Source organism: Pseudomonas sp. G(2018), from assembly GCF_005502415.1.
Taxonomy (GTDB): domain Bacteria; phylum Pseudomonadota; class Gammaproteobacteria; order Pseudomonadales; family Pseudomonadaceae; genus Aquipseudomonas.
In genome coordinates, this window is the sequence record NZ_SCOO01000007.1 from 180,125 (window position 1) to 194,934 (window position 14,810).

14 protein-coding genes are annotated in these 14,810 nt (G+C 62.1%); all 14 read left to right on the plus strand.

The window, feature by feature from the left end; genetic code table 11:
* Positions 1-35: 35 nt before the first annotated feature.
* The 14 genes from FFS64_RS09885 to FFS64_RS09950 all read left to right on the plus strand — a co-directional run bounded on the left by FFS64_RS09885 (position 36) and on the right by FFS64_RS09950 (position 14,567).
* Entirely contained in the window at positions 36-815 is a 780-nt protein-coding gene (locus tag FFS64_RS09885) for an enoyl-CoA hydratase-related protein (protein WP_137805218.1), read from the plus strand.
* A 1-nt stretch (position 816) separates the two neighbouring features.
* Positions 817-2,025: a CaiB/BaiF CoA-transferase family protein gene (locus FFS64_RS09890; protein ID WP_137805219.1), complete on the plus strand. Its 1,209-nt coding sequence runs from the start codon at positions 817-819 to the stop codon at positions 2,023-2,025.
* A gap of 84 nt (positions 2,026-2,109) precedes the next feature.
* A complete protein-coding gene (locus FFS64_RS09895; protein WP_137805220.1) occupies positions 2,110-3,156 on the plus strand; it encodes a TRAP transporter substrate-binding protein in 1,047 nt (348 codons plus the stop codon).
* 33 nt (positions 3,157-3,189) lie between these two features.
* Positions 3,190-5,067 carry a TRAP transporter large permease subunit gene (locus FFS64_RS09900; RefSeq protein WP_256660432.1) on the plus strand — a complete coding sequence of 626 codons (1,878 nt, stop codon included), beginning with the start codon at positions 3,190-3,192 and terminating at the stop codon, positions 5,065-5,067.
* Between the two features lie 67 nt (positions 5,068-5,134).
* Positions 5,135-5,593: a thioesterase family protein gene (locus FFS64_RS09905; protein ID WP_137805222.1), complete on the plus strand. Its 459-nt coding sequence runs from the start codon at positions 5,135-5,137 to the stop codon at positions 5,591-5,593.
* 10 nt (positions 5,594-5,603) lie between these two features.
* Positions 5,604-6,563, plus strand: a complete 960-nt coding sequence (locus FFS64_RS09910; RefSeq protein ID WP_137805296.1) for an amidohydrolase family protein — start codon at positions 5,604-5,606, stop codon at positions 6,561-6,563.
* On the plus strand, positions 6,556-7,515 hold the full coding sequence (locus tag FFS64_RS09915; RefSeq protein WP_137805223.1) for an amidohydrolase: 960 nt from the start codon (positions 6,556-6,558) through the stop codon (positions 7,513-7,515). Before FFS64_RS09910 ends, FFS64_RS09915 begins: the two co-directional genes overlap by 8 nt.
* Before the next feature lie 20 nt (positions 7,516-7,535).
* On the plus strand, positions 7,536-9,113 hold the full coding sequence (locus FFS64_RS09920) for an aldehyde dehydrogenase (NADP(+)) (protein WP_137805224.1): 1,578 nt from the start codon (positions 7,536-7,538) through the stop codon (positions 9,111-9,113).
* Between the two features lie 130 nt (positions 9,114-9,243).
* Entirely contained in the window at positions 9,244-9,816 is a 573-nt protein-coding gene (locus FFS64_RS09925) for a PPC domain-containing DNA-binding protein (RefSeq protein ID WP_137805225.1), read from the plus strand.
* Positions 9,817-9,889: 73 nt separating this feature from the next.
* Positions 9,890-11,197, plus strand: a complete 1,308-nt coding sequence (locus FFS64_RS09930; RefSeq protein ID WP_137805226.1) for an OprD family porin — start codon at positions 9,890-9,892, stop codon at positions 11,195-11,197.
* Positions 11,198-11,433: 236 nt separating this feature from the next.
* Positions 11,434-11,562: a hypothetical protein gene (locus FFS64_RS31650; protein ID WP_256660434.1), complete on the plus strand. Its 129-nt coding sequence runs from the start codon at positions 11,434-11,436 to the stop codon at positions 11,560-11,562.
* A gap of 207 nt (positions 11,563-11,769) precedes the next feature.
* Positions 11,770-13,083, plus strand: coding sequence for a C4-dicarboxylate transporter DctA (locus FFS64_RS09940; protein ID WP_095193634.1), 1,314 nt, complete (start codon positions 11,770-11,772; stop codon positions 13,081-13,083).
* Between the two features lie 54 nt (positions 13,084-13,137).
* Positions 13,138-13,842, plus strand: coding sequence for a FadR/GntR family transcriptional regulator (locus FFS64_RS09945; RefSeq protein ID WP_137805228.1), 705 nt, complete (start codon positions 13,138-13,140; stop codon positions 13,840-13,842).
* A 35-nt stretch (positions 13,843-13,877) separates the two neighbouring features.
* A complete protein-coding gene (locus FFS64_RS09950; RefSeq protein WP_137805229.1) occupies positions 13,878-14,567 on the plus strand; it encodes a GntR family transcriptional regulator in 690 nt (229 codons plus the stop codon).
* The last annotated feature ends 243 nt before the right edge of the window (positions 14,568-14,810 follow it).

Genomic DNA, 14,810 nt, shown 5'->3' on the forward strand with positions numbered 1-14,810 from the left:
CTCGTGAAACGTGAAGCAGCGATGGCAGAACAACCATGAAGCCCACTGTCCTTTTCGAACGGCAAGACAACCTTGCCATCGTCACCCTCAGCAACCCGGGAAAAATGAATGCCCTCAACCTGTCCATGTGGCAGGACCTTGGGGACGTCATGAGCACACTGTCCGCCGACCCGAGCGTGCGCTGCGTGGTGTTGCGCGGCGAAGGCGAACAGGCCTTTGCCGCCGGTGCCGACGTCGGTGAGTTTCCAAGCGTACGCGCCAATCCTTCTCAAGCCCGCGTGTATGCCGAAGTCACCTCGGCGGCGATGCGCGCGGTTGCCGACTGCCGGCACCCGGTGATCGCGATGATCCACGGCGTGTGCGTCGGCGGTGGCCTGGAGATCGCGGCGCTGTGCGACTTGCGCATCTGCGGCACGTCCAGCCGCTTCGGCGCGCCGGTCGGCAAGCTCGGCCTGGTCATGTCCTATGACGAAATGGCCGGGCTGGTGGCGCTGGCCGGGCGTTCCACCACCCTGGAAATCCTCCTCGAAGGTCGCATCCTCGATGCCCAGGACGCCTACGTGAAAAACCTCGTGACCCGGGTCGTCGCCGATGCCGAAGTCGAGAGCGAAACCCTCGCCACCGCCCGACGCATCGCCAACGGCGCGCCCCTGGTCGCCCGCTGGCATCGCCAGGCCGCACGCCAGCTCGAAGCCGGCCAGGCGCCCAGTGCGGCGCAGATCGATCACAGCTACTTCTGCTACGACACCGACGATTTTCAGATCGGTCTCAAGGCGTTCATCGCCAAAGCCAAACCACAATTCGAGGGTAAATGACATGGGACCGCTGACAGGAATGCGCGTGGTAGAACTGGCTCACATCATGTCCGGGCCAGTGTGCGGCATGATGCTGGCCGACATGGGTGCCGACGTGGTCAAGGTCGAGAAAGTGCCCGACGGCGATGACTCCCGGCGCTTCTCGCCGATCATGGCCAGCGGCGAGTCCGCTTCGTTCATGGTGGTTAACCGCAACAAGCGCGGCATCGGCCTGAACCTCAAGACCGACGGCGGCCGCGACGTGCTGCGCCGCCTGCTGATGGACGCCGACGTGGTCACGGAAAACTACCGCGCCGGCACCATGGAGAAATTCGGCCTGGGCTACGACACACTGAAAACCCTGAATCCGGGGCTGATCTACTGCGCGATCTCCGGTTACGGCCGCAGCGGCCCGTTCGGCGACAAGGGCGGTTTCGACCTGATCGCCCAAGGCATGAGCGGCATGATGAGCATGACCGGTGAAGCCGGGCGTGAGCCGGTCAAGGCCGGTTCGCCGGTGGCCGACATCAACTCCGGCATCCTCGCCGCGCTCGGTATCTGCGCCGCTTACGCCGCCAAACAAAAAACCGGGCTGGGGCAAATGGTCGACACCTCGCTGTTCGAAGCCGGCCTGCAACAGATGTTCTGGCCGGCGGCGGCCTACTTCGCCGATGGCACCATCCTGCCAAAAATGGGCTCGGCCAACTCCACCAGCGCACCGTACCAAGTGTTCCGCACCGCCGACGGCTGGATCAACATCGGCGCCGCCAACCAGGCCAACTACGAACGCCTGGTCGAAGCCCTGGCCGTTCCGCAACTCAAGGCCGACCCACGCTTCGCCAGCAACGCCCTGCGCATGCAGCACCGTCTGGCGCTGGTGGAAATCCTCAACGAAGTGCTGGTGGCCCGCACCACTGATGAGTGGATGGTGCTGTTCGACAGCCTCGGCCTGCCCGCCGGACCGGTCCTGGACATCGCCGCCGCCCTCGCCCACCCGCAAACCCAGGCACGGGGAATGGTGGTGGAAACCGAACACCCGACTGAAGGCCGCGTGCGCGGTATGGGCCTGCCGATTCACTTTTCCGACATGGACAACGCTCCGCCACAAACCAGCCGCCCGGCACCGTTGCTCGGCGAGCACACCCGCGAGGTGCTCATGGAAAGCGGTTATGACGAAGACGAAATCGATGACCTGATTCGCAGCAAGGCGGTGCTGGCGCGGGCCTCCTGAGTCGCCGGCAAACCATAAAACCCTATGGGAGCAAGCTCGCTCCTACAGAACAACCAGAACAACAAAAACAAAAAGGTGAATAACATGAGCCGTATCTTGACCGAAGCCGTCAGCCGCCGATCTTTCCTGGTCGGTGCCGGCGTCACCGTTGGCGGTGCATTCGCCGCCAGCCTGCTACCCACCAGCGGCGTGTTTGCCGCGACCAAACCCATTGTGTTGCGCTACAGCAGCAGCCTGCCCGACACCCATCCGCTGAACAAACAGATGAAGGCCGCGTCCGAGGCGATCAAGGCCGAAACCAACGGCGACGTGGACCTGCAGGTGTATGCCAACGCCTCCATGGGCGGCGACACCGACATGCTGTCCCAGGTACGCGCCGGTGCGGTGGATTTCATTCCCCTGCCCGGTGCGATTCTCTCCACCCTGGTGCCGGCGATGTCCATCGAGAGCATGCCGTTCGCCTTCAAGGACTATGAAACTGTCTGGGCCGCGCTGGACGGCAAACTGGGCGACTACGTGCGCGCCCAGACCACCAAGGTCGGGCTGATCCCGATGGAGAAAGTCTGGAACAACGGCTTCCGCCAGATCACCAGTTCGACCCGCCCGATCAACACCCCTCAAGACCTCGCCGGCTTCAAGTTACGTGTGCTGGTCAGTCCATTGTGGACCTCCATGTTCAGCGCCCTCGGTGCCGCCCCCACCGGCATCAGCATCAACGAAACCTACTCGGCGTTGCAGACCAAAGTCGTCGACGGCCAGGAAAACCCGTTGGTAGTGGTCGAGTCGGCGCGCTTCTATGAAGTGCAGAAATATTGCTCGCTGACCGACCACATCTGGGGCGGCTTCTGGATCCTCGGCTCGGGCAAGACCTTCCCGAAACTGCCCAAGGACGTGCAGGAAATCGTCTCCCGGCAGATCAACGCCGCCGCTCTGGTTCAACGTCAGCAAGTGATCGACCTCAACGCCAGCCTGGAGCCATCGCTGACCGCCCAGGGCATCACCTTCAATAAGGTCGACCGCTCACTGTTCCGCGCCGACCTGCAGAAGAAAGGTTTCTACACCCAGTGGAAACAGAAATACGGCGATGAAGCCTGGAACCTGCTTGAACAATACGCGGGTCAATTGTCCTGAGTCGGAGACACAGTCATGAAAAACGAGATACCTATGACGGACGTTTCTCCTGCTGAAGGACTCAGCCCACGCCACACCGCACTGCGCCTTGGCCGCTCCCTCGACACCGCCCTGCGCTGGGCGACCGAGGGCAGCGCCGCGCTGCTGGTGATCCTCGAAGTCACCTTGCTGTTCTGCAACGTGTTCTCCCGCTACGTACTCAACCAGCCGATTGTCTGGGGCGACGAAATGGCCTCGCTGCTGTTCCTGTGGCTGGCGATGCTCGGGTCGGTGGTGGCGATGCGGCGCGGCGAGCACATGCGCCTGACATCGTTCATCGCCCGCCTGCCGGCGGAAAAGCGCGCCTTCGTCGACACCTTCGGCGCGGTGATCGTCATCACCTTTATCGTGATGCTGTTCTCGCCAGCCTGGGAGTTCGTCAGTGATGAATGGATCATCACCACCGCCGCCCTGGAAATTCCCAACGCGTTTCGCGTGTCGGCCATCGCCGTCGGCCTGAGCCTGATGCTGTTGACCTGCGTCGCACGGCTGTTGACCAGCGCGCGGCTGATCGACTTCACCGTGTCGGTGGCGATGCTCGGCTCGCTGGCGGCGCTGCTGTGGGCCGGTGAAGGCACCCTGCTGCTGATGGGCAACTGGAACCTGATCGTGTTCTTCATGATCGGCGTGATGGGCATGATCGTCATCGGCGTACCGATCATGGTTGCGTTCGGCCTGGCCACCGTGGCGTATCTGTCGACCATGACCAGCACACCGCTGACCCTGGTGGTCGGGCGCATGGACGAAGGCATGGCCAGCCTGATCCTGCTGGCGATTCCGCTGTTCGTGTTCCTGGGCGCGCTGATCGAAGCCATGGGCATGGCGCGGGCGATGATCCGCTTCCTGTGTTCGTTGATCGGCCATGTGCGCGGAGGGCTGTCCTATGTGCTGATCGGTGCCATCTACCTGATCTCGGGGATTTCCGGCTCGAAAGCGGCCGACATGGCGGCCATTGCCCCGGCGCTGTTCCCGGAAATGAAGAAACGCGGCGAAGATGAAAACGAACTGGTGGCGATGCTCAATGCCTCTGGTGCGATGTCGGAAACCATCCCGCCGAGCCTGGTGCTGATCACCATCGGCTCGGTCACCGGTGTGTCGATTTCCGCGCTGTTCACCGGCGGTTTCATGCCGGCGGTGGTGGGTGCGATTGCCATGGCGGTGGTGATCTGGTGGAAAAACCGCAAAGGCGAGGCTTCTACCGGCAAACGCGCCTCGGGCAAGGAAATCGGTCATTCGCTACTGCTGGCGATACCGGCCCTGGCCCTGCCCTTCGTGATCCGCACCGCGGTGGTCGAGGGCGTCGCCACCGCCACCGAAGTGGCTGCCATCGGCGTCGCCTACACCTTTATCGTCGGCTTGCTGTGCTACCGCTGCTTCGAGTGGAAGCGCCTGTACCCGATCCTGGTCAGCACCGCGTCGTTGTCCGGCGCGATCCTGATCATCATCGGCAGTGCCACCGCCATGGCCTGGGCCCTGACCCAGTCGGGCTTCTCCCATCAACTGGCGCAGGTGATGTCGACCGTACCCGGTGGTGCCTGGGGTTTCCTGATCATCTCCGCCGTGGCCTTCATCCTGCTCGGCAGTTTCCTGGAGGGCATTCCGGCCATCGTGTTGTTCGGGCCGCTGCTGTTCCCGATTGCCAAGACCATGGGCATCAACGACGTGCACTACGCCATGGTCGCGATCTTCGCCATGGGCCTGGGCCTGTTCGCGCCGCCATTCGGCGTGGGGTTCTATGCCGCCTGCGCCATCGCCAAGGTCGATCCGAGCGGTGCCATGCGCCGGGTCTGGCCGTACCTCGGTGCGCTGGTCGTAGCCCTGGCGGTGTTGATCGCCGTGCCGTGGATCTCCATCGGTTTCCTGCCGTCCTGAATCACCTTTTGACACCCCTGCCGACGGTCGCCGCCGCGACCGTCGACACTCAAACACGAGGTTGCTTATGAATTTCTCCACCCTGGAAACCGGCTCCACCACCGAACGCCGGCTGATCGTCGACCCGCCGCGCACCATCTCGTTTCTTGGTGAGGACTTGCGCATCTACGCCACTCCGCGTTTGGTGGATGACATCGAACAGGCCTGTCTGGACTACCTGCTGACCTTCCTCGACGACGGCGAAAATACCGTGGGCGCGGCGGTGGATATCCGCCACGTGGGCGCCACGCTGCTGGGCATGTCGGTGAGCATCGTGGCCACGGTCACCCGCATCGAAGGCCGCAGCGTCACCTTCAATGTCGAAGTGCGCGATGACGTGGAACTGGTGGCGACGGCGGCGCACACACGGGTGGTGGTCAACGTCGCCAAACTGCGTAGCCGCGTACAGGCCAAGGCCGCCGCAGCCGAAGCCGGCGAAGTCGACGATGGCGCGCTCAGTCCTGCACGCCTCACTGCGTCGCGTTGAGTGCCTCGACATGATCACCCTGCATGAACGCAACGGCTTGCCCAACCTCGCGGCCAAGGATGCACTGCCGATCGTCGATGCCCACCATCACCTGTGGGACCTCGGCAACGGCCGCTATCCTTGGTTGCAAGACGAGTATCACGAGGATTTTTTCCTCGGTGACTACCATTCCCTGCGCCGTGATTTCCTGCCCGGGCACTTCCTCGCGCTGACCGAAAATCAACGCTTGATCGGCACGGTGCATGTCGAGGCCGAGCGCGCCCGGGATGAGCAGGTCGCCGAAACCCGCTGGCTGGAACAGGTGAACGCCCGCTACGGTTTCCCCAACGCCATCGTCGCCCACGCCTGGTTCGATCGCGAAGACAGTGCCGAGATCCTCGCGGCCCAGGCGGCCCGGCCGCTGGTCAAGGGTATCCGCTCGAAGCCGGTGACGTCGGCCTCACCGGACGTCTCGATTGCCGGAGCGCCTGGCACCCTGCAGGACCCGAAATGGCTGGAAGGCTTTGCCCTGCTCGAGCGCTACGACTTGTCCTGGGACCTGCGCGTGCCGCCGTGGCACCTGGTGGAAGCGGCGCAAGTGGCAGCGATGTTTCCGCGGATCCGCATCGCCCTCAACCACACCGGTTTCGCCTGGGACCGCAGCCCCGAAGGCATGGCGCGCTGGCGCAAGGGCCTGGAAGCCCTGGCCTTGCAACCCAACGTGCACATCAAGCTCTCGGAATTCGGCCTCAAGGATTTGCCGTGGCGCTTCGAGGACAATCGCATCGTAGTACTCACCGCGCTGGAGATCTTCGGCGTCGAGCGCTGCATGTTCGCCAGCAACTTCCCGGTGGCGGGGTTGCGCGCCTCCTACGACACCCTCGCCGATGGCGTCGCCGCGATGCTTGCGCCCATGGGCCGCGAGGTTCAGGAGGCGGTGCTCGCCGGCAATGCCCAACGTTTCTACCGCCTGGAGACCCGCCATGAATGACCCATCGGCCATCGACTGGCGCGCGCGTTTCCTGGCTAGCGGCGATGACGCCGACTTGCCCATCGTCGATGCCCATCAGCACTACTTCGATATCGACGCCCATTACTACCCGTGGCTGAACGACCGGCCGTTGCGGCCGTTTCGCTACGGCGATTACTCGTCGATCTGCCGCAACTTCCTGCCCCGGGACTATCGCCGCCTGACCGGCATGCACCGGATTGTCCAGACCGTACTGATCGAGGGCGAGTGGGATCCGGCAACGCCGCTGGAAGAAGTGCGTTTTGTCGAGTCGCTGGCCGAGGATGAACAAACCCTGGCCGCCATGGTGGCCCAGGCCTGGCTCGACCGGGAAGACGCCCCCGACCTGTTGCGTGAGTACGCCCGACACCTGTTGGTGCGCGGCATACGCCACAAACCGACGGTCATCCGCCGTGAAGACTGGCGTGAAAATTTCGCCGCGCCCGGTTCCCTGCGTGATCCACGTTGGCGAGACGGCTACGCCCTGTTGGCGGAGTACGGCCTGCACTTCGAATTGCAGGCGCCCTGGTGGCACCTGCCGGAAGCGGCCGAGTTGGCCAGGGACTTTCCCGACGTGACCATCGTGGTCAACCACACGGCGCTGCCGTCCGACCGTTCCCGTGAAGGTTTGGCGGCTTGGCGTGAAAACCTGGCGCTGCTGGCCCGGGAGCCGAACGTCGCACTGAAGATTTCCGGTATCTGCATCCCCGGCGAGCCATGGCCCGTGGACGCGAACCGCGGGGTAGTCAACGACGCGATTTCGATCTTCGGTGTCAGCCGTTGCGCATTCGCTACCAATTACCCGGTCGATGGCGTGGTAAACGGCATGAGCGAGATTCTCGACGGCTTCAAGACCATCGTTCGCGACCGCCCCGTCACCGACCGGCTGGCGCTGTTCCATGACAACGCCCGACGCCTTTACCGACTTGTTTGAACAGCCCTTCAGGAGTTCCCATGTTTGAAGTTTCAGGCCACAACTACATTGCCGGTACCCGTTCAGCGAGCGGTACCGTCACCCTGCAAAGCTTTGATGCCAGCACGGGCGATGCGCTGCCCTATCGCTTCCATTCGGCGACTGTGGAAGAGGTGAATGCCGCCGCCGAAGCGGCCGCCAGTGCCTACCCGATCTTCCGTCATCTGTCGGCCGAACGCCGCGCCGAATTCCTCGATGCAGTCGCCGCTGAACTGGATGCACTGGATGACAGCTTCATCGCCCTGGTCTGCCGCGAAACGGCCCTGCCCGCCGGACGCATTCAAGGTGAGCGGGCACGCACCAGCGGCCAGATGCGCCTGTTCGCCAGAACCCTGCGTCGTGGTGATTTTTACGGGGCGCGCATCGATCGGGCACTACCAGAGCGTCAACCATTGCCGCGCCCGGACCTGCGTCAGTACCGCACCGGCCTGGGTCCGGTGGCCGTGTTCGGCGCCAGCAACTTCCCGCTGGCCTTCTCCACCGCCGGCGGCGATACCGCTGCCGCGTTCGCCGCCGGTTGCCCGGTGGTGTTCAAGGCCCACAGCGGCCACATGGCCACCGCCGATTACGTCGCCGGCGCGATCCTGCGCGCCGCAGAAAAAACCAATATGCCCAAGGGCGTGTTCAACATGCTCTACGGCAGCATCGGCGAGGCGCTGGTCAAGCATCCGGCGATTCAGGCCGTGGGCTTCACCGGTTCGTTGCGCGGTGGCCGCGCACTGTGCGACATGGCAGCGGCCCGTGCGCAGCCGATCCCGGTGTTCGCCGAGATGAGCAGCATCAACCCGGTGCTGCTGATGCCTGAAGCACTCAAGGCACGCGGTGACAAGATCGCCAGCGAGCTGGCTGCTTCCGTGGTGCTGGGCGCAGGCCAGTTCTGCACCAATCCAGGCTTGGTGCTGGGCATTCGTTCGCCGGAGTTCTCGGCGTTCCTCGAACGTTTTGCCGCCGTCATGGCTGAGCAACAGGCGCAGACCATGCTCAACAGCGGCGCGCTGAAAAGCTACTGCCACGGCCTGGAAAACCTTGGTGTTCACCCAGGCATGACGCGCCTGGCCGGCACAGCGCAACAGGGCAATCAGGCACGGCCGCAACTGTTCAAGGCCGATGTCAGCCTGCTGATCGAGGGTGACGAACTGCTGCAGGAAGAAGTCTTCGGCCCGACCACCATCGTCGTCGAAGTGGCGAGCCATGCCGAGCTGATCCAGGCCCTGCACGGCTTGCGCGGCCAGTTGACCGCGACCCTAATGGTCGAGGACGCGGAGCTCGACAACCTGGGCGATGTCCTGGCCCTGCTGGAACAAAAAGTCGGGCGCGTACTGTTCAACGGCTACCCCACCGGGGTGGAAGTCTGCGACGCCATGGTCCACGGCGGCCCGTACCCGGCCACCTCCGACGCGCGCGGCACCTCGGTGGGGACCCTGGCGATCGATCGTTTCCTGCGCCCGGTGTGCTACCAGAATTGCCCCGACAGCCTGCTGCCGGATGCACTGAAAAACGCCAACCCGCTGGGCATCGCCCGGTTGCTGGACGGCGTCATGAGTCGCGAAGCGCTGTAAGCCCGCGAATCAACGCAGCACCCCACGCCCACTGTTAATCCCATGACAGCAGCGCCTGGTCCCCCAGGCGCCGGGCATCGCTGTGCCTGAAACGCTTCATCCCTACAAAAACAACAACAGAGGAAGTCCCATGCAAGTGCAACGTCAACCGAAACAACCCCTGTCGAAACTGCTGCTGGCGATCAGCGCCGCCATGCTGATCGGCTCAATCCTGTCCCCATCGGCCATGGCCGAAACATCGACCACCGCGACGACCACGACCATGCAATGCGCAACCGAAACCACCCCGCGCTACACCAAGACCGCCACCGGTTATCTGATGGTCCTGCGCATGGGCGACAACGCCTACAAGGAACTGACCAAACTGGCCATCGCCGAAAAAATCCCCAGTGCCTCGATCAGCGGCATCGGTTTCGGCAACGTGAAATTCGGGTTCTGGAACAAGGATAAAAAGGACTTCGACGCCAAGACCTTCAGCAACGTCGAGATGGCCAGCATCACCGGCTCCGTGGCGTGGAAGAACGATCAGCCTTCGATTCACATGCATGGCGTCGCCGGCGACAGCACTTTCCAGGCCTACGGCGGCCACATCCTCGACTTCGAAGTGACCACCGGCTCGATGGAAATCACCGTCATCGTGCACCCCCGTCGCCTGGAACGCGGGATCGATCCGTGCATCGGCGCCAATGTGCTGGGTATCTGACCCCGACCGTCTGCCTCTCCCACCGCAACGGTGGGAGTTCCCCACTTCCAACGAAAAAAAACGGGCAACATACATGAGCAGTAAATACATAGCGGCGACCTTGGCGCTGGGCGGCATCGTACTCGGCAACCAGGCACAGGCGGATTTTTTGGGTGACAGCAAAGCCACCCTGGGCCTGAAGAACTTCTACTTCAACAACGACAACCGCGACGGCACCGCCGCCCCTTCGAAAACCGAAGAATGGGCGCAGGGTTTCCTGCTGGACTTCAAATCGGGTTACACCGACGGCCAGGTCGGTTTCGGCGTCGACGCGCTGGGACTGATGGGGGTGACCCTGGACAGTGGCAAGGGGCGCCACGTCGGCAGCAGCATGATTCCCTCGGACAGCGATAACAGCGCCGTCGACGAGTGGAGTCGCCTGGGCCTGACCGGCAAGGTCAAGGTCTCGAAAACCGAACTGCGCCTGGGCACGTTGATGCCGAGGTTGCCGATCCTGGTGTCGAACGACGGTCGGCTGTTACCGCAGACCTTCGAAGGCGGCCAACTGATGTCGAGCGAGTTCAAGGACCTGACCCTGATCGGAGGGCGGATCGAACATGCGACGGGCCGCGGTTCCAGCGATCAAACCGGCCTGGCGGCCACCGGCGGTACGCGGGAGAGCAACCACTTCGACTTCGCTGGCGGCGACTGGAAAGTGACCAAGGACCTGACCGCACAGTATTACTACGCACACCTGGACGACTACTACACGCAGCAGTTTTTCGGCCTGATCCACACCCTGGTGATCGCCGACAATCAATCGCTGAAAACCGACCTGCGCTACTTCAATACCGATTCATCGGGTGAAAACAGCAGCGGGACGTCCGGCTACCGGATCAGCGGCTACACCCAGGGCAATGACGGCGAAATCGACAACCGCACCTGGAGCGCCGCGCTGATTTACACCCTGGGCGCCCACGCCTTCACCGCCGGTTATCAAAGCGTGTCCGGCGGCAGCGGCTTCACCCAGCTCAACCAGGGTGGCTTACCGGACAAGGGTGCTGGCGGCGCCAGCCTGTACCTGTACACCGACCGTTTGATCCAGACCTTCACCCGCGCGGGCGAGCGCACCGCATTCGGCCAATACGCCTACGACTTCGCGGCACTCGGCCTGCCGGGTCTGAAGGCCTCGGTCATTTACCTCAGCGGCGACAACATCAAGACTGCCAGCGGTTCGACTCAGAAGGAATGGGAGCGAGACATCAGCCTCGATTACACCTTGCAGTCCGGTCCGCTCAAGGGGGTCGGATTCGGCTGGCGCAATGGTGAGTCCCACAGCCAGGCGTCTCGGAATCAGGACCAGAATCGCTTGATCGTCAGCTACAGCATTCCACTGCTCTGACTCCTCCCTTCAAGTCCTACCATACAAGCGAGCCAGCTTGCGAAGACGGCATCACATTCAACATTTTTGTTGCCTGACATTCCGCGTTCGCGAGCAGGCTCGCTCCCACAAAAGCTTGCAGTTGAGCCATTAATCGCTTATTTCGGCATTGTCATAAAAGCGTACGATAATCAACTCCATTCATTGCTGGAGGGATGCCAGCTTCATGAAGACTGTTTGCAGCGTGAGGAAACACCATGTCCCTGAATGCGCTGTTCATCTACTGGCCACTGCTGGCAATCGCCATCGCCACCACCCTGTGCCGCCTGATTCACCAGGCCAAGGCATCTGATCGGGCACTGGGCATACAACGCCCGGAACGATAGCGCTCAGGTTCCCCCCCTAACCAGATAACGGTGTCGGCACCACTGGTCAGACCGGTCATGCCAATTTTCTCCTTTCCCCTTGTATTCGCCAAAAAACCTGGCCTAAACTGCGCCTGCACTGGACATACCGGTAAGACCACAATAATTAAGTCCTGAATCTGATGCGCCATGCGCACGGCAGCCAGGACACCGACCAGGATTCCTCCCATGCTCAGATGGTGCTCGCGTTCAATCTTCCTTCAAGTGGTTCTCGGACTGGTGCTCGGCATCATCTGCGGGCTGACCCTTCCCGAATACTCTGCACAACTCAAACCCCTCGGCGACGGTTTCATCAAACTGATCAAGATGCTCATCGGCCTGATCGTGTTCTGCGTGGTGGTCAGCGGCATCAGCGGCGCCGGCGACTTGAAAAAAGTCGGGCGCATCGGCCTCAAATCGGTGATCTACTTCGAAATACTGACCACCATCGCACTGGTGATAGGCCTGGTGTTCGCCTTCACCACCGGCATCGGCAGCGGCGCCAATATTCATCTGGATCAGCTGTCCGCCGCCGATATGGGCGACATCGCCCAGCGTGGCCAGCACATGCACACCACCACGCAGTTCCTGATGGACCTGATCCCGACCTCGGTCATCGGTGCTTTCGCCGACAACAACATCCTGCAAGTGCTGCTGTTCTCGGTGCTGTTCGGCAGTGCCTTGAATCTGGTGGGCGAAGCGGCCTCGGGGATTTCCAGGCTGATCAACGAACTCAGCCACGTGATCTTCCGCATCATGGGCATGATCGTGCGCCTGGCGCCGATTGGTGTGTTCGGGGCGATTGCGTTCACCACCAGCAAATATGGCCTGGACTCGCTGCAGCATCTGGGCAGCCTGGTCGGCCTGTTTTACCTGACCTGCGTGGCGTTCGTGGCCTTGATTCTCGGTCTGGTGATGCGTCTGTCAGGCTTGAAGATGTGGCCTTTGCTCAAGTACCTGCGCGAAGAATTGCTGATCGTGATGGGCACCGCCTCCTCCGACGCCGTACTGCCGCAAATCATGCGCAAGCTCGAACATCTGGGCATCGGCAGCTCCACGGTGGGCCTGGTCATTCCAACCGGCTACTCGTTCAACCTGGACGGCTTTTCGATCTACCTGACCCTGGCCATCGTCTTTATTGCCAATGCCACCGGCACACCACTGGCGATGACCGACCTGCTGACCATTCTGCTGGTGTCATTGATCACCTCCAAAGGTGCCCACGGGATTCCCGGTTCTGCACTGGTGATTCTGGCGGCAACGCTGACCGCGATTCCGGCCATTCCGGTGGTCGGTCTGGTGCTGGTGCTGGCGGTGGACTGGTTCATGGGCATCGGCCGGGCGCTGACCAATCTGATCGGCAACTGCGTCGCCACGGTGGCCATCGCCCGCTGGGAAAAAGACATCGATATCCAACGGGCAAACAAAGTTCTTTCCGGTCAGGTGGGGTATACCTTCCAGCCGAGAAAACCGGTTGTTCCCGGACATCAGCAGGAATTTTAAACAAACTGTGCCCGCCCCACGGGCGGGCACATTGATAGCGACCTGGAGCGAAATGTGATTACCTCGTCAACCGTCGTCAATTCAGTGGTAGAAAAACTTCGGGCCGCTCTGGCCCGTGGTCAATGGCGCTCCGGCGACATGTTGCCGGGCCAGCGTGAACTGGCCGAGCAACTGGGCATCAGCCGCCCAAGCCTGCGTGAAGCGGTGATCGTGCTGGAAACCCTCGGGCTGGTGCGTTCGATGCCGGGCAAAGGCGTGGTGGTACTGGATGCCCACCCGGACGACAGTCAAAGCCATGACAGCGCGGTAGCCGGCGCGAGCCTCGAAGATGTGCTGCAACTGCGCTACACCCTTGAGCCATTTATCGTCGGTCTGGTGGCGCAGTCGATCAGCAGCAAGGAAGTCGGGCAACTGCGCCTGACCTTGATGGACATGCGCGAAGCCCTGGAAGCCGGCGACAGCGAAGCCGGGGTCAACGCTTACATCGCGTTCCACGAAGAGCTGTTCACACTGACCTCCAATCCGATTTTCCAGAGCGTGGTGCAGCAGACCAGCAATGCCCTCAAGCAAAGCGCGGACGTGCTGCGCAACTCGCCAGAGCATCTGGCCGAGCGCCTCGAAGAAAACGAAGCCGTGGTACGTGCCATCCGCAGCAAGAACAGCGCTCAGGCCAGTGCCGAGATGCGCCGGCACATCCTTCGCGAAGGTCAGCGGATGGGCATCGAATTGAACATTCCGGAAGACAACCTCAGCCGTTGAACCCCGAACCTGAAAATTGAAGCTGGAGACAGGCCATGAACAGCGTAGCCTCACCGCAAACTCTTGTTGACCTGCCCTTCCCCATGTCTGCGGATGATCTCTATTCGCGGGTCTTCGACGCCATTCTTGAGCAGCGCCTCCTGCCCGGCAGTCGCTTTACCGAGGACAGCCTGGGACAGATGTTCGGCGTTCGACGCAGTGAGATTCGCAGCGTGCTGACGCGCCTGGCCCATCAGCAAATCATCATCCTACGCACCCATCACCGGCCACGAGTCGCCGCGCCTGATGCGGAACAAACCCGGCAAACGCTGCACGCCCGACGGCTGGCCGAGATCACACTGGTGCGGCTGGCCTGTCAGCGCCCTGAGCCCCTGGATTTAGACCGCTTGCGCGCAAGCGTCGAGCGTGAACGCCAATGCACCGAGCGCGGCCAGGCACTTCGACTATCCGGAGACTTTCATCTGGCGTTGGCAGAGTTGGCGGGGAATGCACCCTTGGCGCATTTTCTTGAAGGCCTGGTACCGCAGACATCGCTGGCGATTGCCCAGATAGATGCGCAGGTCGAAGGTTATTGCGATTGGCAGGTGCACGAAGCCGTTTTGGATGCGGTTGAGCGTCGAGATGCGGTGATGGCTGCAACCCGGCTCAGTCGACACCTGGATCATCTCGAGAGGATGTTGCTGAACGCACCGGTAGCGCTGCGCCAAAAGCGCATTGCCGGTTAGTCGACTTCACCGCAAATTCGGATCGCCACAAAAAACAAATGTGGGAGCGGGCTTGCTCGCTCCCACAATGTATTGAGTGGTATCCCGGTCGTAGATACGACTCGATAACCCCGGCCCCCTGCCTCTCGTTCAGGCGTCGGAAGACGCCGTCAGCTTATTCTGTCAGACGTCGCTAATTCGTCATTTCTCGCCGGTCAGGCAGCGACTTTTTTCGTCCGCACAGTACATGATGTCAATGTGCCT